Source organism: Bacillus sp. FSL K6-3459 (assembly GCF_038003305.1).
Taxonomy (GTDB): domain Bacteria; phylum Bacillota; class Bacilli; order Bacillales; family Bacillaceae; genus Bacillus; species Bacillus pumilus_O.
Genome location: NZ_JBBOOW010000001.1, coordinates 128,712 through 146,571, shown reverse-complemented (window position 1 = coordinate 146,571; position 17,860 = coordinate 128,712). Strand labels below are relative to the sequence as shown.

Sequence of the window (17,860 nt, the reverse complement as noted above, 5' to 3'; positions counted from 1 at the left end):
TTAAAATTTAAGTCCAGCCTCACGAGCAGCTTCAGCTAGAGCTTTTACACGTCCATGATATAAGTATCCTCCGCGGTCAAATACCACGTTAGAGATTCCTTTTTCAACAGCACGTTTTGCAACAAGTTCGCCAACTTTAGTAGCAGCTGCAGCGTCAGAACTATTCTCGATCTTTAAATCTTTATCAAGAGTAGAAGCACTTACAAGTGTTACACCGTTAACATCATCAATTACTTGAGCATAGATGTTCTTGTTAGAACGGAAAACGTTAAGGCGAGGTCTTTCAGCAGTACCTGAAAGTTTCGCACGAACACGAGCGTGTCTTTTAAGACGAGTAGCGTTTTTGCTAGTTTTCGTAATCATCCGAGTCACTCCTTTCTTCACATTAAGCGATCTTACTTACCAGTTTTTCCTTCTTTACGGCGAACGAATTCACCTTCGTAACGAATTCCTTTACCTTTGTAAGGCTCTGGAGAACGGACAGCGCGGATGTTAGAAGCTAGAGCTCCCACACGCTCTTTATCGATACCTTTAATGACTACTTTCGTTTGAGATGGAACTTCAACTTCTACTCCAGCCTCAGGAACGATTTCAACTGGATGAGAGTATCCAACGTTAAGAACAAGTTTGTTTCCAGATTTAGCTGCACGGTAACCGACACCGATAAGTTCTAAACCTCTTTCGAAACCTTTAGATACACCTTCAACCATGTTTGCAATTAAGCTACGTGTTGTACCATGTAAAGCACGGTGTTCTTTATGATCAGACGGACGGCTTACAGTTAAGACGCTGTCCTCAATTTTAATTTCCATATCAGGGTGAAATGTACGAGTTAGTTCACCTTTTGGTCCCTTTACTGTCACTGTGTTATCGTTGTTTGTCACAGTAACTCCTGAAGGGATCTCGATTAGTTTTTTACCTATACGAGACATACCAAGCACCTCCATTCATCTTAAACTTTTTTTACCATACGTAAGCAAGTACTTCTCCACCAGCTTGTTTAGCACGGGCTTCTTTGTCCGATAAAACACCTTGTGATGTAGAAATAATTGCGATTCCAAGTCCGTTAAGTACACGTGGTACTTCATTTGATTTCGCATATACACGTAAACCAGGTTTACTGATTCTTTTTAGACCAGTGATAACACGTTCGTTGTTTTGGCCATATTTAAGGAACATACGGATAATTCCTTGTTTGCTGTCTTCAACATATTCAACGTCACGGATAAAACCTTCACGCTTTAAGATTTCAGCAATTTCTCTTTTGATTTTTGAAGCCGGTACTTCTAGCTTCTCATGACGTACCATGTTCGCATTGCGAATACGAGTCAGCAAATCTGCAATCGGATCTGTCATAACCATTATTTAATAACCTCCTTCCCATTTATGGGGATTACCAGCTGGCTTTTTTAACGCCAGGAATTTGTCCTTTATATGCAAGTTCGCGGAAACAAATACGGCAAAGTTTAAACTTGCGAATTACTGAATGTGGACGTCCACAACGTTCGCAGCGCGTATACTCTTGAACTTTAAACTTTTGTTTGCGTTGTTGTTTCGCAATCATAGACTTTTTAGCCACGATTTCGCCTCCCTTTCATTGATTATTTCTGGAACGGCATACCTACTTGAGTTAATAACTCACGTGCTTCTTCGTCCGTATTGGCAGTCGTAACGATAACGATATCCATACCGCGGACTTTTGTTACTTTATCGTAATCAATTTCTGGGAAGATTAACTGTTCTTTAATACCAAGCGTGTAGTTTCCACGACCGTCGAAAGATTTCTTAGAAATCCCGCGGAAGTCACGTACACGTGGTAAAGATACAGAAATAAGTTTATCAAGGAAATCGTACATGCGCTCTCCGCGAAGTGTTACTTTCGCACCGATTGGCATTCCTTCACGTAGACGGAATCCAGCAATAGACTTCTTCGCACGAGTAACGACAGGTTTTTGACCAGCGATAAACGTTAATTCTTCAACAGCAGTATCGATTGCTTTAGCGTTTTGAACGGCGTCACCAACACCCATGTTGATCACGATTTTTTCGATTTTTGGCACTTGCATTACTGATTTGTATTCAAACTTAGAAACTAATGCAGGTGTAATTTCTTTTACATACTTTTCTTTAAGGCGGTTCATGAGAAAGACCTCCCTTCCTTATTTACTATTTATCTAGAACTTGCCCAGATTTTTTCGCTACACGGACTTTCTTTCCGTCCTCAACTTTATACCCAACACGTGTCACTTCACCCGTTTTAGGATCAAGCGGCATTACGTTTGATACGTGGATCGGCGCTTCTTGTTCAGAAATTCCGCCCTGAGGGTTAGCTTGGGTTGGTTTAGAGTGTTTTTTCACAAGGTTAATACCTTCTACTAAAACACGGTCATTCTTAGGGAAAGCAGCAAGGATGACTCCTTGTTTACCTTTATCTTTACCAGAGATAACCACTACTTTATCGCCCTTTTTAACATGCATTTAATCGCACCTCCTTGAGTCGCGGATTGTATTCATTAAAGTACTTCTGGTGCTAGAGAAACAATTTTCATATAGTTATTGTCACGAAGTTCACGTGCTACTGGTCCGAAGATACGAGTTCCACGTGGGCTCTTGTCGTCACGGATAATGACACATGCATTTTCATCGAAACTGATGTAAGATCCATCGTTTCTGCGAGCTCCGCTCTTTGTACGAACGATAACTGCTTTCACAACTTCACCTTTTTTGACAACGCCTCCTGGTGTTGCTTGTTTAACCGTACAAACAATGACATCACCGATGTTAGCCGTCTTACGTCCAGAGCCACCAAGAACTTTAATCGTTAGTACTTCGCGTGCGCCAGAGTTGTCAGCTACTTTTAAACGAGTCTCCTGTTGAATCATTAATGTTACCTCCTTTCGGAAAAAGAAATCCGAACTTTATTAGATAATAACGGCTTCTTCGACAACTTCAACTAGACGAAAGCGTTTAGTCGCAGATAAAGGACGAGTTTCCATCACCTTTACGATGTCTCCGATTTTTGCTTGGTTGTTTTCATCATGTGCTTTTAACTTTTTAGAGTATCTTACACGTTTGCCATAAAGTGAATGCTTTTTGTATGTTTCAACTACAACAGTGATGGTTTTATCCATTTTGTCAGAAACAACACGACCTTGATACACTTTACGTTGGTTACGTTCGCTCATGTTTGCGGGGCCTCCCCTCTAATTATTATTTATTAGCAGCGATTTCTCTTTGACGAATCACAGTTTTCATGCGTGCGATTGATTTACGCACTTCACGAATGCGAGCAGTGTTTTCAAGCTGCCCAGTCGCTAATTGGAAACGAAGATTGAAAAGTTCTTCTTTAAGAGACTTTACTTTTTGTTCAATTTCAGCAGTGGTAAGGTCACGAATTTCATTAGCTTTCATTTGATTCACCACCAATTTCTTCACGTTTTACGAACTTCGTTTTAATTGGCAATTTGTGAGATGCAAGACGAAGAGCTTCACGAGCAACTTCTTCAGACACACCAGAAATTTCAAATAAAACTTTGCCCGGTTTTACTACAGCTACCCATCCTTCTGGAGCACCTTTACCGGAACCCATGCGGACCTCTAGAGGTTTTGCTGTGTATGGCTTAGAAGGGAAAATTTTAATCCAAACTTTACCGCCACGTTTCATGTAACGAGTCATAGCAATACGAGCAGCTTCGATTTGACGGTTTGTAATCCATGAAGCTTCTAGAGCTTGGATACCGTACTCACCGAAATGTACTTCAGTACCACCTTTTGCACGACCACGCATTTTTCCACGATGTTCTCTGCGATACTTCACGCGTTTTGGCAATAACATATTATTTTCCTCCTTCCGCAGTATTCTTCTTAGTTGGAAGGACTTCTCCACGATAGATCCATACTTTTACGCCAAGCTTACCATAAGTAGTGTCAGCTTCAGCAGTAGCATAGTCGATGTCAGCACGAAGTGTGTGCAACGGAACAGTACCTTCACTGTAATATTCAGAACGAGCAATATCTGCACCGCCAAGACGACCAGAAACCATTGTTTTGATTCCTTGTGCTCCAGCACGCATTGTGCGTTGGATTGTTTGTTTTTGTGCACGACGGAATGAAATACGATTTTCAAGTTGACGAGCGATGTTTTCAGCAACTAGCTGAGCATCAAGATCTGCTCTTTTGATTTCAAGGATGTTGATGTGTACACGTTTGCCAGTTAGGCTGTTAAGAGCTTTACGAAGTGCTTCAACTTCAGATCCGCCTTTACCAATTACCATACCTGGTTTAGCCGTGTGGATTGTGATATTAACGCGGTTTGCAGCACGTTCGATTTCTACTTTAGAAACAGACGCGTCAGACAAACGCTTGCTGATGAATTCACGGATTTTCAAGTCTTCATGTAAGAAGTCAGCGTAATCTTTTCCTGCGAACCATTTAGATTCCCAATCACGAATGACGCCAATACGAAGACCTACTGGATTTACCTTTTGACCCACGGATTATCCCTCCTTCTTTTCTGATACAACGATTGTAATGTGGCTAGTACGTTTGTTAATTGCGCTCGCACGACCCATAGCACGTGGACGGAATCTCTTAAGTGTTGGACCTTCGTCAACGAATGCTTGAGTAATCACTAGGCTATTAGCGTCCAACTCGTAGTTGTGCTCAGCGTTTGCGATAGCAGATTTTAATACTTTTTCGATAATTGGTGAAGCAGCCTTAGGTGTAAGGTTTAAGATAGAAACTGCTTCTCCTACTTGCTTACCTCGGATCAGGTCCATTACTAGACGTGCTTTACGAGGAGCAATACGGACTGTTCTTGCAACAGCTTTAGCTTGCATTTAAAAGCCTCCTCTCATTAGCGTCTTGTTTTTTTATCGTCACTAGCATGACCTTTGTAAGTACGGCTTGGTGCGAATTCGCCCAATTTGTGACCTACCATATCTTCAGAAATGAAAACAGGTACATGTTTGCGTCCGTCATAGACAGCGATTGTGTGACCGATGAATTGTGGGAAAATTGTAGAACGACGAGACCAAGTTTTTACGACTTGCTTTTTGTCAGTTTCATTCAATTTCTCGACTTTAGCCATCAAATGATCATCAACAAATGGTCCTTTTTTTAAGCTGCGAGCCATTGTGGAACCTCCCTTCGTGATTGAACTACGGTCCTAGATGAACCGTAGACAACCCCGTTACTTGTTTTTACGACGACGTACAATGAATTTATCAGACTTGTTGGTTTTCTTACGAGTCTTGAATCCAAGAGTCGGTTTGCCCCATGGAGACATTGGTGATTTACGTCCGATTGGAGCGCGTCCTTCACCACCACCGTGTGGGTGATCGTTAGGGTTCATTACAGAACCACGAACTGTTGGGCGTACGCCTTTCCAGCGTGAACGTCCAGCTTTACCGATGTTAATTAATTCGTGTTGCTCGTTTCCAACTTGACCGATAGTCGCACGGCAAGCAGAAAGAATCATACGAACTTCTCCTGAGTTCAAACGTACAAGAACGTATTTACCTTCTTTACCAAGAACTTGAGCAGAAGTACCAGCAGAACGAACTAATTGTCCACCTTTACCTGGTTTTAATTCAATGTTATGCACAACTGTACCAACTGGGATGTTGATAAGTGGAAGTGCGTTACCTGGCTTGATGTCAGCTTCTGGTCCAGAAGTAACTTCAGTACCAACTTGGATTCCTTTCGGAGCAAGAATGTAACGTTTCTCACCATCTGCATAGTTTACAAGAGCGATGTTCGCTGAACGGTTTGGATCATACTCGATTGTAGCAACGCGTCCAGGTATACCGTCTTTATCACGCTTAAAGTCGATGATACGGTATTGACGTTTATGACCGCCACCTTGATGACGAACAGTCAATCTACCTTGGTTGTTACGTCCGCCTTTTCTGTGAAGCGGCGCAAGCAACGATTTTTCTGGTTTGTCAGTCGTGATTTCAGCAAAATCTGAAGTAGTCATGCCACGACGACCATTACTGGTTGGTTTATACTTTTTAATCGCCATTTTGAATTTCCCTCCTTCTTTTTAAGATTTACGCTTCAAAAATTTCGATTTCTTTGCTGTCAGCAGTTAATTTCACGATCGCTTTTCTGCGACGGCTAGTCATACCAGTGTAGCGTCCAACGCGTTTAGATTTTCCTTTGTAGTTTTGAACGTTGACTTTCTCAACTTTCACTCCAAAGATTTCTTCAACAGCGTCTTTCACTTCTGTTTTGTTAGCTCTGACATCAACTTCGAACGTGTACTTCTTCTCTGTCATTAGATCAGCAGAACGTTCAGTAATGATAGGGCGCTTTAGAACATCACGAGGATCTTTCATTATGCAAGTCCCTCCTCTACTTTTTCAACCGCTGCTTTAGTGATCAGAAGTTTCTCGTGGTTGACAACGTCAAGAACGTTGATACCGTTAGCTTCAACAACTGTTACTCCAGGGATGTTACGAGCAGATAAAGCAACTGTTTCGTTTGCATCCGCAGTGACGATCAACGCTTTCTTCTCGACAGATAATCCTTTAAGGATGCCTGCGAATTCTTTCGTTTTCACTGCATCAAGAGTCAGATCTTCAAGAACGATGATGTTGTTGTCGATTACTTTAGAAGACAATACTGACTTGATAGCCAAGCGGCGAACTTTTTTAGGTAATTTATAAGAATAGCTGCGTGGTGTTGGACCGAATACGATACCGCCTCCGCGCCATTGTGGTGAACGGATAGAACCTTGACGAGCACGACCAGTACCCTTCTGTCTCCAAGGCTTACGACCTCCGCCACGTACTTCAGAACGAGTTTTTACTTTGTGAGTTCCTTGACGTAAGGAAGCTCTTTGCATAAGAATAGCATCGAATACTACGCTTTCGTTTGGCTCAATTCCAAACACAGAAGCGTTTAATTCGATTTCACCGTTAGTAGAACCGTTTTGGTTAAATAATGCTACTTTTGGCATGACTTGTTTCCTCCTTTCCTAAGAGAGTTATTTAGATTTAACTGCACTCTTTACAGTTACTAGAGATTTTTTAGCTCCTGGCACATTTCCTTTGATCAATAGAAGATTGCGTTCTGCATCAACTTTAACGATCTCAAGGTTTTGGACAGTGATTTGCTCTCCGCCCATACGACCCGGAAGAAGTTTACCTTTGAATACTCGGTTTGGATCAACAGGTCCCATTGAACCAGGACGACGGTGATAACGTGAACCGTGAGTCATTGGTCCGCGTGATTGTCCGTGGCGCTTGATAGCCCCTTGGAATCCTTTACCTTTTGATGTTCCTGTTACATCTACGATATCTCCATTTGCGAAAATATCAACTTTGACTTCCTGACCAACTTCATACGCATCTAACTCCGCACCGCGTAATTCTTTTACGAAGCGCTTAGGAGCAGTTTCCGCTTTAGCAACGTGGCCCTTCTCTGGTTTGTTAGAAAGCTTTTCACGTTTGTCGTCAAAACCGATTTGGATTGCTTCATAGCCATCCGTGTCAGTAGTCTTCTTCTGAAGAACAACGTTAGCAGCAGCCTCAACAACAGTTACAGGGATAAGATCACCGTTTTCTGCGAATACTTGCGTCATACCAATTTTTCTACCTAAGATTCCTTTGGTCATTAGTCACACCTCCTATAATATGTGTTTTCTATTTGAATTAAAGTTTGATTTCGATATCTACACCAGATGGTAAATCTAAACGCATAAGTGCATCAACTGTTTGTGGAGTTGGATTCACGATGTCGATTAGACGTTTGTGAGTACGCATCTCAAATTGCTCACGAGAATCTTTGTACTTATGCACCGCACGAAGGATTGTGTAAACTGATTTTTCAGTTGGAAGCGGGATTGGACCAGATACACTAGCACCAGAACGCTTAGCCGTTTCAACAATCTTCTCAGCAGATTGATCAAGAATTCTATGATCATATGCTTTTAAACGAATACGAATTTTTTGTTTTGCCATTATTTTCCCTCCTTTTCGCCTACTTACGTTAGACAGTTCTCCGTGAGAAAAACCTGATCACCTTGCCATGGCAAAGCGGCCGGGTGTGTCAGCAACCTCTCACTTCATCGCAGTCAAAGACCAACATGCACTATTGTACCAAATTGGTCTGCGTGTTGCAATAATAAATCGGATAAATTTATGATTTGCACACTTTTCATATTATACAGGGGTTGAGCCTATAAATCAAGCTTTCCCTGAAGATGATGTACAGCCGTCTTTTTGATGGTACGAATAAATTCTTCTGGTTCTTCTAGATGCGGGGAATGTGCAGATTCTTTAAAGGTGAACCATTCTTTGATTGGTGCTGTTAATTGCTCAACATATGGTTTTGATACAGCAGCTGGTGTAATCATGTCATATTCACCAATGATAAAGTAACAAGGTATTAATATAGTAGAAACTCGGTATTCAATGCTCTCATTCATCAATTCATCCCATAGCATGTCCTGACTAATTTTCTGTCCTTTCAGGAACTTCCACTTATCTTTGAGCTGATATTCCTTACTAAAAAGAAACCCACGCAGCATTTGAATGAGCGGCTTCCACTTATGTGTGAGACCTACGCTTCCGAGCTCTTTATATAAAGAGAACAGAGCATGTGCTGAAATTCGTTTCCACGGAGGAGGCGTCAGTATTCGCAGACACCAAGTAAACAACTGATTTCGATCGTATTTCTTCAAAAGAAGCTCGTACGACACAATATCTTCTTTTAATACATCTACTACCTGACTAATTCCATAATAAGCATGATATAGATCTGGGCGCTTATGTACTGCTTGTATGGCGATTAATGACCCCCATGAATATCCGGCGATGTACAACTTTGATTGACCTAGATATGAAAGGACTTTCTCTGTCAGTTCAATCGTATCTTCAATAAATTGCTGAATGGTCATGGACGTCTTGGGGAGATTCTTTTGATAGGAAAGTCCCGCGCCTCGTTGATCCCAATGAACCACTGTAAAATCTCGATGAAGCTCCTCATGAAACGAATTAATATAACTGATTTGAGCAGAGCCCGGCCCCCCGTGTACAAATAATAGAACAGGCTTCGTTTCACTTGCGTGATCTTTTTTGATCATAATCCATTGGTCAACTCCGCCGATTAACCATTTCTTCAAATATGTCTTCGCCATTCCAGTGATCCTCTCGGTTCCATTTAGATTCTATAGCTTATAGTAGCCGTTCTGATCTGGAAAAGCAAAAAAAGAGACCCTTTTGCAAGGAGTCTCTTTTATATGTTTTATTACTTAATGATAGATGAAACGACGCCAGAACCTACAGTACGTCCACCCTCACGGATAGAGAAACGAGTTCCTTCTTCGATAGCGATAGTAGAGATAAGTTCAACTTCCATCTCAGTGTTATCGCCAGGCATAACCATTTCAGTACCTTCTGGAAGATGTACGATACCAGTTACGTCAGTTGTACGGAAGTAGAACTGCGGACGGTAGTTAGCGAAGAATGGAGTATGACGTCCACCCTCTTCTTTAGAAAGTACATAAACTTCAGCTTTGAAACGGCTATGTGGAGTGATTGTACCTGGTTTAGCAAGTACTTGACCACGTTGGATATCTTCACGAGATACACCACGAAGTAGTGCACCGATATTGTCACCAGCTTCAGCATAGTCAAGAAGCTTACGGAACATTTCAACACCTGTAACAGTTGTTTTACCGTTTTCTTCTTGAAGACCGATGATTTCAACTTCGTCACCGACTTTAACTTGTCCACGCTCAACACGACCAGTAGCAACTGTTCCACGACCAGTGATTGAGAATACGTCCTCAACTGGCATCATGAATGGCTTCTCAGTGTCACGTTCTGGAGTTGGGATGTACTCATCAACCGCGTCCATAAGTTCAAAGATTTTTGCTTCGTAATCAGCATCTCCTTCAAGAGCTTTAAGAGCAGAACCTTTGATAACTGGAACATCGTCACCAGGGAAGTCATAGTCAGAAAGAAGGTCACGAACTTCCATTTCAACAAGTTCAAGTAACTCTTCATCGTCAACCATGTCACATTTGTTAAGGAATACTACGATGTATGGTACACCTACGTTACGAGAAAGTAGGATGTGCTCACGTGTTTGTGGCATTGGACCATCAGCAGCAGATACTACTAAGATCGCGCCGTCCATTTGAGCAGCACCAGTGATCATGTTTTTAACATAGTCAGCGTGTCCTGGGCAGTCTACGTGTGCATAGTGACGAGTTTCAGTTTCATACTCAACGTGTGCAGTTGAGATTGTGATTCCACGCTCGCGCTCTTCTGGAGCACCATCGATTTGGTCATAAGCCATAGCCGTACCTTTACCAGATTTCTTATGAAGAACTGTTGAGATAGCAGCAGTTAGAGTTGTTTTACCATGGTCAACGTGTCCAATTGTACCAATGTTAGCATGCGATTTGGAACGGTCGAATTTTTCTTTAGCCATTCTAAAAATCCTCCTTAAAGGTTCATTGTATTTGGTATAGAGTGATAGAAAGTGAAGAGTTACCTGTCACTTTCTGATCTTCAATAGTAGTTATACTTTAGTTTAAAGGCAAAATCAATTATTCACCTTTATTTTTTTTGATGATTTCTTCACTGATGCTCTTAGGCACTTCTTCGTAGTGATCCATGTGCATAGTGAAAGTACCGCGTCCTTGTGTGTTAGAACGGAGTGAAGTTGCATATCCGAACATTTCAGAAAGTGGAACCATTGCGCGAACAACTTGAGCGTTACCGCGAGCTTCCATACCTTCTACACGTCCACGACGAGATGTGATATCACCCATGATGTCTCCCATGTATTCTTCAGGGATAACGACTTCCACTTTCATCATTGGCTCAAGTAGAACTGGGTTACATTTGCTGACAGCATTTTTCAATGCCATAGATGCAGCAATTTTAAACGCCATTTCGTTTGAGTCAACATCGTGGTAAGATCCATCAAATAATTTTGCTTTGATGTCGATTAATGGGAATCCAGCTAATACACCATTTTCAAGTGAATCTTCAAGACCTGCTTGAATTGCTGGAATGTATTCACGTGGAACAACCCCACCGACGATTGCATTTTGGAATTCGAAGCCTGCGCCTTCTTCGTTTGGTTCGAATTCGATCCAAACGTGTCCGAACTGACCACGTCCACCAGACTGACGTACGAATTTACCTTCAACTTTTGCACCAGAACGGAATGTTTCACGGTACGCAACTTGAGGAGCTCCTACGTTAGCTTCAACCTTGAACTCACGCTTCATACGGTCAACAATGATATCAAGGTGAAGCTCACCCATACCAGAGATGATCGTTTGACCAGTTTCAGGGTTTGTTTGTGTACGGAATGTTGGATCCTCTTCAGCTAGTTTAGCTAAAGCGATACCCATTTTATCTTGGTCAGCCTTTGATTTAGGCTCGATGGCTACATCGATAACTGGCTCTGGGAATTCCATAGACTCAAGGATAACAGTATCTTTCTCGTCACAAAGAGTGTCACCAGTAGATGTATCTTTAAGACCAACAGCTGCTGCGATATCCCCTGCATATACAGTAGAGATTTCTTCACGGCTGTTTGCGTGCATTTGAAGGATACGTCCAACACGCTCACGCTTGTTCTTAGAAGAGTTCTTCACGTATGAACCTGAAGCAAGTGTTCCAGAGTATACGCGGAAGAAAGTTAGTTTCCCAACATAAGGGTCAGTCATAACTTTAAATGCAAGAGCTGAGAATGGTGCGTCATCAGTAGACTCACGAACAACCTCTTCATTTGAATCTGGCAGGATACCTTTGATTGCAGCAACATCAGTTGGTGCAGGAAGGTAATCAAGCACAGCATCAAGCACAAGCTGAACACCTTTGTTTTTGAAAGCAGATCCAACAAGAACTGGGTAGAATTCAACATTCAACGTTCCTTTACGGATTGCAGCTTTCAATTCAGGAATTGTAATTTCTTCACCCTCAAGGTATTTTTCCATAAGCTCTTCATCAAGCTCAGCGACAGCTTCAATAAGGCTGTTGCGAAGCTCTTCAGCTTTGTCTTTATACTCAGCAGGGATTTCTTGTGCATCAGAGCGAGTTCCAAGGTCATCTTCGTAGAAGTATGCTACGTTATCTACAAGGTCGATGATTCCTTCGAATTGATCTTCAGCGCCGATCGGTAATTGAATTGCATGAGCGTTCGCTTGAAGACGATCTCTTAATGTGCTTACAGAGTAAAGGAAGTCCGCACCGGTTTTATCCATTTTGTTAACGAATACGATACGAGGTACTCCGTAAGTTGTTGCTTGGCGCCAAACTGTTTCAGTTTGTGGCTCTACACCTGATTGTGCATCAAGAACTGCTACCGCACCATCAAGTACACGTAAAGAACGTTCAACTTCAACAGTGAAGTCTACGTGTCCTGGTGTATCAATGATGTTTACACGGTAACCTTTCCATTGTGCTGTAGTAGCAGCAGAAGTGATTGTAATACCACGTTCTTGCTCCTGCTCCATCCAGTCCATTTGGGAAGCTCCTTCGTGAGTTTCACCAATTTTATGGATACGACCAGTGTAGTATAAGATACGCTCAGTCGTTGTCGTTTTACCGGCATCGATGTGAGCCATGATACCAATATTACGAGTTTTGTCTAAGGAGAACTCTCTTGCCATTGGGTAATTTCTCCTTCCTTATTAGGGAATAGTTTTTTTAGTTTGGTATAAATCCTACCAGCGGTAGTGAGCGAATGCTTTGTTCGCTTCTGCCATTTTGTGTGTATCTTCACGTTTCTTAACAGCAGCACCAGTGTTGTTAGCTGCGTCAAGGATTTCGTTAGCAAGACGCTCTTCCATCGTTTTTTCTCCACGAAGACGAGCGTAGTTTACTAACCAGCGAAGACCTAAAGTAGTACGACGGTCTGGGCGAACTTCTACAGGAACTTGGTAGTTAGCTCCACCTACACGACGTGCTTTAACTTCAAGAACTGGCATGATGTTTTTCAAGGCTTGTTCGAAAACCTCCATCGCTTCATTACCAGTACGTTCTTTGATGATATCAAATGACTTGTAGAGAATAGTTTGTGACTTTCCTCTTTTACCGTCGATCATCATTTTGTTGATCAAACGAGATACAAGTTTAGAATTGTAAATTGGATCTGGCAATACGTCTCTTTTTGCTACAGGACCTTTACGTGGCATCTGATAGCCTCCCTTCTCATTTAAAAGGATTTCTATCTGTCTCTCATCTCAATATCATTGTCAGTTGCCTGACTCCACTGATCTGATATCAACTTCTAAAAACCCTTATGTTTGTTTGTATTATTTGCTTTGTTTAGGGCGTTTTGTTCCGTATTTAGAACGTCCTTGCATACGACCGTCAACTCCGGCAGTATCAAGCGCACCACGAACGATGTGGTAACGTACACCCGGTAAGTCTTTTACACGTCCGCCACGGATAAGTACTACACTGTGCTCTTGTAGATTATGTCCGATACCAGGAATGTAAGCTGTTACCTCAATCAGGTTAGACAAACGTACACGAGCATATTTACGTAGTGCTGAGTTTGGTTTTTTCGGTGTCATTGTGCCGACACGAGTACAAACCCCGCGCTTCTGTGGAGATGTTACGTTAGTGTGCTCTTTTTTGAAACTGTTGTATCCTTTGTTAAGTGCAGGAGACTTTGAGTTTTCAACTTTACTCACGCGTCCTTTGCGTATTAGCTGATTAATTGTAGGCATGTTGTTATTCCTCCCTTCGTTGCTTTTTTTATAACCCACATACCCAGGTGGTTCATTAAAAGGCAAAAAACAATGCTTTTGCATTTACACATGCAAAAACAAAACAAGTACGCTATAACATAATGGCAACAGCTGCTGCCCCAACTTCAATTCCGCAGGCTTTGCCGAGCTTTTTCATGGAATCTACCACTAAAATGTCTACACCCTTCTCTTGCGCTAGTTTTGTTACACTAGCTGTTAAAGCAGGATCAGCATCTTTCGCTACGACGATTTCCTTTACTGAATCTCGTTTCAGAGCTTTTACTGTTTGCTTCGTACCAATAATAATGGATTGAGCCTGTGATACTTTATCATAAGACATCGAATATCCTCCAAAGTAACAGGTTTTATTTTGAGCACCTTGGTTATATTATCATCATGGCAGAAGGATGTCAATATCATATGACAGATTATCTTGACATCCTTCACCATTTTTTGATGATTTTATAGGAATCTCACGAGAAAGATTACTCTACAGGCACCATATCATCAGACGGTTGCACTTGTGAAACCGGCTTAACTTTACGGTAGTTTGGCATTCCTGTTCCAGCTGGAACAAGTTTACCGATGATCACATTCTCTTTCAAGCCAAGCAGTTCATCACGTTTTCCTTTGATCGCCGCATCTGTTAGGACACGAGTCGTTTCTTGGAAGGATGCTGCAGACAAGAATGAGTCTGTTTCAAGCGATGCTTTTGTGATACCAAGAAGAACTGGGCGGCCTGTTGCAGGGCGCTTGCCTTCGAATAGTACTTTTTTGTTCGCTTCAGTGAATTGATGTACATCAAGAAGTGTGCCTGGTAATACATCTGTATCCCCTGCATCAGCGACACGCACTTTACGAAGCATTTGGCGAACCATTACCTCAACGTGCTTATCTCCGATTTCTACCCCTTGCATACGGTATACTTTTTGTACTTCATGAAGCAGATATTCTTGAACAGCTGTCATGTCAGTCACTTTAAGAAGTTCTTTCGGATCGATCGAACCTTCTGTCAGTACTTGACCACGAGTGACTTTGTCACCTTCAACAACTTTCAGACGTGCATTGTAAGGAGCTGTGTAAGAACGAGTTTCAACATCGCCTTGAACCACAATTTCCTGCTGCTTATCACGAACATCGTTAATTTCAGCAACGACACCATCAATTTCAGAAATGGTCGCTTGCCCTTTCGGATTACGCGCTTCAAATAGCTCTTGGATACGAGGTAAACCTTGTGTGATATCGTCTCCTGCTACCCCACCTGTGTGGAACGTACGCATTGTAAGCTGTGTTCCTGGCTCACCGATTGATTGAGCAGCGATGATTCCAACTGCTTCACCGACTTCAACGTCAGTACCAGTTGCAAGGTTACGGCCGTAGCATCGTTTACATACACCATGAGGCGTATTACATGTAAATGCAGAACGGATCCATACTTCCTCAATTCCTGCTTCAACTACTTCAAGTGCTTTATCTTCATCAATTAGTTCGTTTTCGCCAACAATGACTTCGCCCGTTTCAGGATGAACAATTGGTTTTCTTGCAAAACGTCCAATGAGACGTTCTTCAAGTTTCTCAATAATTTCATTGCCTTCTCTAATGGACTTCGCCAAGATACCACGGTCTGTACCGCAATCTGTTTCACGGATGATAACATCCTGTGCAACGTCGACGAGACGACGCGTGAGGTAACCTGAGTCAGCTGTTTTAAGGGCTGTATCGGCAAGACCTTTACGCGCTCCGTGAGTGGAAATAAAGTATTCCAATACGGTTAAACCTTCACGGAAACTAGATTTGATCGGAAGTTCAATGATACGTCCAGCCGGGTTGGCCATCAGACCACGCATACCAGCTAGCTGAGTGAAGTTAGATGCGTTACCACGCGCTCCAGAGTCACTCATCATGTAGATTGGGTTGACTTCATCAAGGGACTTCATCAGTTTACCTTGGATGACATCTTTAGAAGAACTCCAGATCGAAATAACTCTCTCGTAACGCTCTTCTTCAGTAATCAAACCACGTCTGAATTGCTTCATGACGTTATCTACTTTTGCTTGCGCTTCTTCGAGGATCTTCTGTTTATCATCTAATACAACGATATCAGACACCCCAACCGTAATACCCGCTTTAGTAGAGTATTTGAAACCAAGATTTTTCATGCGGTCAAGCATTTTAGATGTCTCAGTGATATGGAATCTCTTAAAGATTTCTGCAATGATTTTACCTAAAATACCTTTTTTGAACGGCGCATTGATTTCTTGTTTCTCGATCGTAGCTTTGACATCTTCACCTTTTTCAAGGAAGAAGCGGTCAGGCGTTTTTTCTTCAATATTGCTCTTTGTCGGTTCATTCATGTAAGGGAATGATTCCGGTAAGATTTCGTTAAAGATCAGTTTTCCAACTGTTGTAATCAACAATTTAGAACGCTGTTCATCAGTAAATGTCACATTCTTCAACGAATTAGCTGCAACAGCTACACGTGTATGAAGATGTACATACCCATTTTGATAAGCTAGAAGGGCTTCGTTAGTATCTTTGAAGACCATACCTTCTCCGATAGCACCTTTACGCTCAAGTGTAAGGTAGTAGTTACCAAGCACCATATCCTGAGATGGCGTAACAACAGGTTTTCCATCTTTCGGGTTCAAAATGTTTTGAGCAGCAAGCATTAAGATACGAGCTTCAGCTTGAGCCTCAGCAGATAATGGTACGTGAACCGCCATTTGGTCACCGTCAAAGTCAGCGTTGTAGGCAGTACATACAAGTGGATGCAAACGAATTGCGCGTCCTTCCACAAGTGTAGGTTCAAACGCTTGAATACCAAGTCTGTGAAGAGTCGGTGCACGGTTTAGTAAAACTGGATGCTCACGAATTACTGATTCTAAAACATCCCATACTTCCGGCTGCACGCGCTCAATTTTACGCTTCGCACTCTTGATGTTGTGAGCTAAACCTTTTTCAACAAGCTCCTTCATCACGAATGGTTTGAATAATTCAAGAGCCATTTCTTTCGGAAGCCCACACTGATACATTTTCAAATGTGGTCCTACGACGATAACGGAACGTCCAGAATAGTCAACACGTTTACCAAGCAAGTTTTGACGGAAACGTCCTTGTTTCCCTTTCAGCATATGAGAAAGAGATTTCAATGGTCTGTTTCCTGGTCCTGTTACTGGTCGGCCTCTACGCCCATTATCAATCAAGGCATCGACAGCTTCTTGAAGCATACGCTTCTCGTTCTGAACGATGATGCTTGGCGCGCCAAGATCTAATAAACGTTTCAGACGATTGTTACGGTTGATGACACGACGATAAAGGTCGTTTAAGTCAGAAGTAGCAAAACGTCCACCATCAAGCTGAACCATTGGACGTAATTCTGGCGGAATAACCGGAAGTACATCAAGAATCATCCATGATGGTTTGTTTCCTGAGTTACGGAAGGCTTCTAGCACTTCAAGGCGTTTAATCGCACGTGTACGACGCTGTCCTTGAGCTGTTTTCAGCTCTTCTTTCAGTGTATCTACTTCTTTGACAAGATCGATATCTTGAAGAAGTTTATTGATTGCTTCTGCACCCATAGCTGCTGAGAATGTATTACCGTATTTATCTAAATAAGCACGGAATTCCTTCTCAGAAAGAAGTTGTTTCTTCTCAAGCGGTGTGTTGCCCGGATCTGTCACAACGTAAGAAGCGAAGTAAATCACTTCTTCTAACGCACGTGGTGACATATCAAGAACAAGACCCATACGGCTTGGGATACCTTTGAAATACCAAATGTGGGAAACTGGGGCAGCCAGTTCGATATGCCCCATTCTCTCACGACGGACTTTTGCCCGTGTTACTTCTACACCACAACGGTCACATACAACACCCTTATAACGAACGCGTTTATACTTTCCACAATGACATTCCCAGTCTTTTTGCGGTCCGAAGATACGTTCACAAAAGAGACCATCTTTTTCAGGTTTCAGTGTACGATAGTTAATCGTTTCAGGCTTTTTCACTTCACCAAAAGACCAAGAACGGATTTTATCAGGTGATGCGAGACCGATGTTCATATACTCAAAATTGTTCACATCTAGCAAGGGGCCTACCTCCCTTTTAATCTTCGGGTTATACCCTAGTCACTTG

25 protein-coding genes are annotated in these 17,860 nt (G+C 42.2%); all 25 read right to left on the bottom strand.

Annotated features, from left to right (window positions below):
* The gene (gene rplR, locus MHI35_RS00815; RefSeq protein ID WP_012008708.1) at positions 1 to 363 is read right to left on the bottom strand and encodes a 50S ribosomal protein L18; all 363 of its coding nucleotides are present in this window, start codon (positions 361 to 363) and stop codon (positions 1 to 3) included.
* 32 nt (positions 364 to 395) lie between these two features.
* Positions 396 to 932, bottom strand: a complete 537-nt coding sequence (gene rplF, locus MHI35_RS00810; protein WP_003217186.1) for a 50S ribosomal protein L6 — start codon at positions 930 to 932, stop codon at positions 396 to 398.
* Positions 933 to 963: 31 nt separating this feature from the next.
* Positions 964 to 1,362 carry a 30S ribosomal protein S8 gene (rpsH, locus tag MHI35_RS00805; RefSeq protein WP_003217040.1) on the bottom strand — a complete coding sequence of 133 codons (399 nt, stop codon included), beginning with the start codon at positions 1,360 to 1,362 and terminating at the stop codon, positions 964 to 966.
* Positions 1,363 to 1,393: 31 nt separating this feature from the next.
* Positions 1,394 to 1,579 (bottom strand): 30S ribosomal protein S14, encoded by a 186-nt coding sequence (gene rpsN, locus MHI35_RS00800; protein WP_008356542.1) that lies wholly within the window; start codon positions 1,577 to 1,579, stop codon positions 1,394 to 1,396.
* A 22-nt stretch (positions 1,580 to 1,601) separates the two neighbouring features.
* The gene (gene rplE, locus MHI35_RS00795; RefSeq protein WP_003217159.1) at positions 1,602 to 2,141 is read right to left on the bottom strand and encodes a 50S ribosomal protein L5; all 540 of its coding nucleotides are present in this window, start codon (positions 2,139 to 2,141) and stop codon (positions 1,602 to 1,604) included.
* Between the two features lie 25 nt (positions 2,142 to 2,166).
* The gene (rplX, locus tag MHI35_RS00790; RefSeq protein WP_003217151.1) at positions 2,167 to 2,478 is read right to left on the bottom strand and encodes a 50S ribosomal protein L24; all 312 of its coding nucleotides are present in this window, start codon (positions 2,476 to 2,478) and stop codon (positions 2,167 to 2,169) included.
* Between the two features lie 35 nt (positions 2,479 to 2,513).
* Entirely contained in the window at positions 2,514 to 2,882 is a 369-nt protein-coding gene (gene rplN, locus MHI35_RS00785) for a 50S ribosomal protein L14 (RefSeq protein WP_012008706.1), read from the bottom strand.
* A gap of 39 nt (positions 2,883 to 2,921) precedes the next feature.
* Positions 2,922 to 3,185 (bottom strand): 30S ribosomal protein S17, encoded by a 264-nt coding sequence (rpsQ, locus tag MHI35_RS00780; RefSeq protein WP_012008705.1) that lies wholly within the window; start codon positions 3,183 to 3,185, stop codon positions 2,922 to 2,924.
* 25 nt (positions 3,186 to 3,210) lie between these two features.
* Positions 3,211 to 3,411: a 50S ribosomal protein L29 gene (gene rpmC / locus MHI35_RS00775; protein ID WP_003217155.1), complete on the bottom strand. Its 201-nt coding sequence runs from the start codon at positions 3,409 to 3,411 to the stop codon at positions 3,211 to 3,213.
* The gene (gene rplP, locus MHI35_RS00770; protein WP_003156478.1) at positions 3,401 to 3,835 is read right to left on the bottom strand and encodes a 50S ribosomal protein L16; all 435 of its coding nucleotides are present in this window, start codon (positions 3,833 to 3,835) and stop codon (positions 3,401 to 3,403) included. Before rplP ends, rpmC begins: the two co-directional genes overlap by 11 nt.
* Before the next feature lies 1 nt (position 3,836).
* A complete protein-coding gene (gene rpsC, locus MHI35_RS00765; RefSeq protein WP_003217241.1) occupies positions 3,837 to 4,493 on the bottom strand; it encodes a 30S ribosomal protein S3 in 657 nt (218 codons plus the stop codon).
* A 3-nt stretch (positions 4,494 to 4,496) separates the two neighbouring features.
* A complete protein-coding gene (gene rplV / locus MHI35_RS00760) occupies positions 4,497 to 4,838 on the bottom strand; it encodes a 50S ribosomal protein L22 (protein WP_007496316.1) in 342 nt (113 codons plus the stop codon).
* 17 nt (positions 4,839 to 4,855) lie between these two features.
* Complete coding sequence (gene rpsS / locus MHI35_RS00755) at positions 4,856 to 5,134, bottom strand: 30S ribosomal protein S19 (RefSeq protein WP_003216920.1); 279 nt, start codon at positions 5,132 to 5,134, stop codon at positions 4,856 to 4,858.
* Between the two features lie 57 nt (positions 5,135 to 5,191).
* The gene (gene rplB, locus MHI35_RS00750; protein ID WP_007496314.1) at positions 5,192 to 6,025 is read right to left on the bottom strand and encodes a 50S ribosomal protein L2; all 834 of its coding nucleotides are present in this window, start codon (positions 6,023 to 6,025) and stop codon (positions 5,192 to 5,194) included.
* A 28-nt stretch (positions 6,026 to 6,053) separates the two neighbouring features.
* Complete coding sequence (rplW, locus tag MHI35_RS00745) at positions 6,054 to 6,341, bottom strand: 50S ribosomal protein L23 (protein ID WP_003217016.1); 288 nt, start codon at positions 6,339 to 6,341, stop codon at positions 6,054 to 6,056.
* Positions 6,341 to 6,964, bottom strand: coding sequence for a 50S ribosomal protein L4 (rplD, locus tag MHI35_RS00740; protein ID WP_003217216.1), 624 nt, complete (start codon positions 6,962 to 6,964; stop codon positions 6,341 to 6,343). Before rplD ends, rplW begins: the two co-directional genes overlap by 1 nt.
* 27 nt (positions 6,965 to 6,991) lie before the next feature.
* Positions 6,992 to 7,621 (bottom strand): 50S ribosomal protein L3, encoded by a 630-nt coding sequence (rplC, locus tag MHI35_RS00735; RefSeq protein ID WP_012008703.1) that lies wholly within the window; start codon positions 7,619 to 7,621, stop codon positions 6,992 to 6,994.
* A gap of 37 nt (positions 7,622 to 7,658) precedes the next feature.
* Positions 7,659 to 7,967, bottom strand: coding sequence for a 30S ribosomal protein S10 (gene rpsJ / locus MHI35_RS00730; protein WP_003156464.1), 309 nt, complete (start codon positions 7,965 to 7,967; stop codon positions 7,659 to 7,661).
* 218 nt (positions 7,968 to 8,185) lie between these two features.
* The gene (locus MHI35_RS00725) at positions 8,186 to 9,145 is read right to left on the bottom strand and encodes an alpha/beta fold hydrolase (RefSeq protein ID WP_144523141.1); all 960 of its coding nucleotides are present in this window, start codon (positions 9,143 to 9,145) and stop codon (positions 8,186 to 8,188) included.
* 110 nt (positions 9,146 to 9,255) lie between these two features.
* Positions 9,256 to 10,446 carry an elongation factor Tu gene (tuf, locus tag MHI35_RS00720; RefSeq protein ID WP_012008701.1) on the bottom strand — a complete coding sequence of 397 codons (1,191 nt, stop codon included), beginning with the start codon at positions 10,444 to 10,446 and terminating at the stop codon, positions 9,256 to 9,258.
* A gap of 118 nt (positions 10,447 to 10,564) precedes the next feature.
* Positions 10,565 to 12,643 carry an elongation factor G gene (fusA, locus tag MHI35_RS00715; RefSeq protein ID WP_044139654.1) on the bottom strand — a complete coding sequence of 693 codons (2,079 nt, stop codon included), beginning with the start codon at positions 12,641 to 12,643 and terminating at the stop codon, positions 10,565 to 10,567.
* A 54-nt stretch (positions 12,644 to 12,697) separates the two neighbouring features.
* On the bottom strand, positions 12,698 to 13,168 hold the full coding sequence (gene rpsG / locus MHI35_RS00710; RefSeq protein WP_003216884.1) for a 30S ribosomal protein S7: 471 nt from the start codon (positions 13,166 to 13,168) through the stop codon (positions 12,698 to 12,700).
* 120 nt (positions 13,169 to 13,288) lie between these two features.
* The gene (rpsL, locus tag MHI35_RS00705; protein WP_003216962.1) at positions 13,289 to 13,708 is read right to left on the bottom strand and encodes a 30S ribosomal protein S12; all 420 of its coding nucleotides are present in this window, start codon (positions 13,706 to 13,708) and stop codon (positions 13,289 to 13,291) included.
* Positions 13,709 to 13,820: 112 nt separating this feature from the next.
* A complete protein-coding gene (locus tag MHI35_RS00700) occupies positions 13,821 to 14,069 on the bottom strand; it encodes a 50S ribosomal protein L7ae-like protein (RefSeq protein WP_003216985.1) in 249 nt (82 codons plus the stop codon).
* Between the two features lie 145 nt (positions 14,070 to 14,214).
* Positions 14,215 to 17,814 (bottom strand): DNA-directed RNA polymerase subunit beta', encoded by a 3,600-nt coding sequence (gene rpoC, locus MHI35_RS00695; RefSeq protein ID WP_012008699.1) that lies wholly within the window; start codon positions 17,812 to 17,814, stop codon positions 14,215 to 14,217.
* Positions 17,815 to 17,860 lie beyond the last annotated feature (46 nt).

Bases quoted from the DNA above. Each gene is read 5' to 3' on its own strand.
- rplR (WP_012008708.1), bottom strand. From the start codon at position 363: ATGATTACGAAAACTAGCAAAAACGCTACTCGTCTTAAAAGACACGCT.
- rplF (WP_003217186.1), bottom strand. From the start codon at position 932: ATGTCTCGTATAGGTAAAAAACTAATCGAGATCCCTTCAGGAGTTACT.
- rpsH (WP_003217040.1), bottom strand. From the start codon at position 1,362: ATGGTTATGACAGATCCGATTGCAGATTTGCTGACTCGTATTCGCAAT.
- rplE (WP_003217159.1), bottom strand. From the start codon at position 2,141: ATGAACCGCCTTAAAGAAAAGTATGTAAAAGAAATTACACCTGCATTA.
- rplX (WP_003217151.1), bottom strand. From the start codon at position 2,478: ATGCATGTTAAAAAGGGCGATAAAGTAGTGGTTATCTCTGGTAAAGAT.
- rplN (WP_012008706.1), bottom strand. From the start codon at position 2,882: ATGATTCAACAGGAGACTCGTTTAAAAGTAGCTGACAACTCTGGCGCA.
- rpsQ (WP_012008705.1), bottom strand. From the start codon at position 3,185: ATGAGCGAACGTAACCAACGTAAAGTGTATCAAGGTCGTGTTGTTTCT.
- rpmC (WP_003217155.1), bottom strand. From the start codon at position 3,411: ATGAAAGCTAATGAAATTCGTGACCTTACCACTGCTGAAATTGAACAA.
- rplP (WP_003156478.1), bottom strand. From the start codon at position 3,835: ATGTTATTGCCAAAACGCGTGAAGTATCGCAGAGAACATCGTGGAAAA.
- rplV (WP_007496316.1), bottom strand. From the start codon at position 4,838: ATGCAAGCTAAAGCTGTTGCAAGAACAGTCCGTATTGCTCCTCGTAAA.
- rpsS (WP_003216920.1), bottom strand. From the start codon at position 5,134: ATGGCTCGCAGCTTAAAAAAAGGACCATTTGTTGATGATCATTTGATG.
- rplB (WP_007496314.1), bottom strand. From the start codon at position 6,025: ATGGCGATTAAAAAGTATAAACCAACCAGTAATGGTCGTCGTGGCATG.
- rplW (WP_003217016.1), bottom strand. From the start codon at position 6,341: ATGAAAGATCCTCGTGATGTTCTAAAGCGCCCTATCATTACTGAACGT.
- rplD (WP_003217216.1), bottom strand. From the start codon at position 6,964: ATGCCAAAAGTAGCATTATTTAACCAAAACGGTTCTACTAACGGTGAA.
- rplC (WP_012008703.1), bottom strand. From the start codon at position 7,621: ATGACCAAAGGAATCTTAGGTAGAAAAATTGGTATGACGCAAGTATTC.
- rpsJ (WP_003156464.1), bottom strand. From the start codon at position 7,967: ATGGCAAAACAAAAAATTCGTATTCGTTTAAAAGCATATGATCATAGA.
- MHI35_RS00725 (WP_144523141.1), bottom strand. From the start codon at position 9,145: ATGGCGAAGACATATTTGAAGAAATGGTTAATCGGCGGAGTTGACCAA.
- tuf (WP_012008701.1), bottom strand. From the start codon at position 10,446: ATGGCTAAAGAAAAATTCGACCGTTCCAAATCGCATGCTAACATTGGT.
- fusA (WP_044139654.1), bottom strand. From the start codon at position 12,643: ATGGCAAGAGAGTTCTCCTTAGACAAAACTCGTAATATTGGTATCATG.
- rpsG (WP_003216884.1), bottom strand. From the start codon at position 13,168: ATGCCACGTAAAGGTCCTGTAGCAAAAAGAGACGTATTGCCAGATCCA.
- rpsL (WP_003216962.1), bottom strand. From the start codon at position 13,708: ATGCCTACAATTAATCAGCTAATACGCAAAGGACGCGTGAGTAAAGTT.
- MHI35_RS00700 (WP_003216985.1), bottom strand. From the start codon at position 14,069: ATGTCTTATGATAAAGTATCACAGGCTCAATCCATTATTATTGGTACG.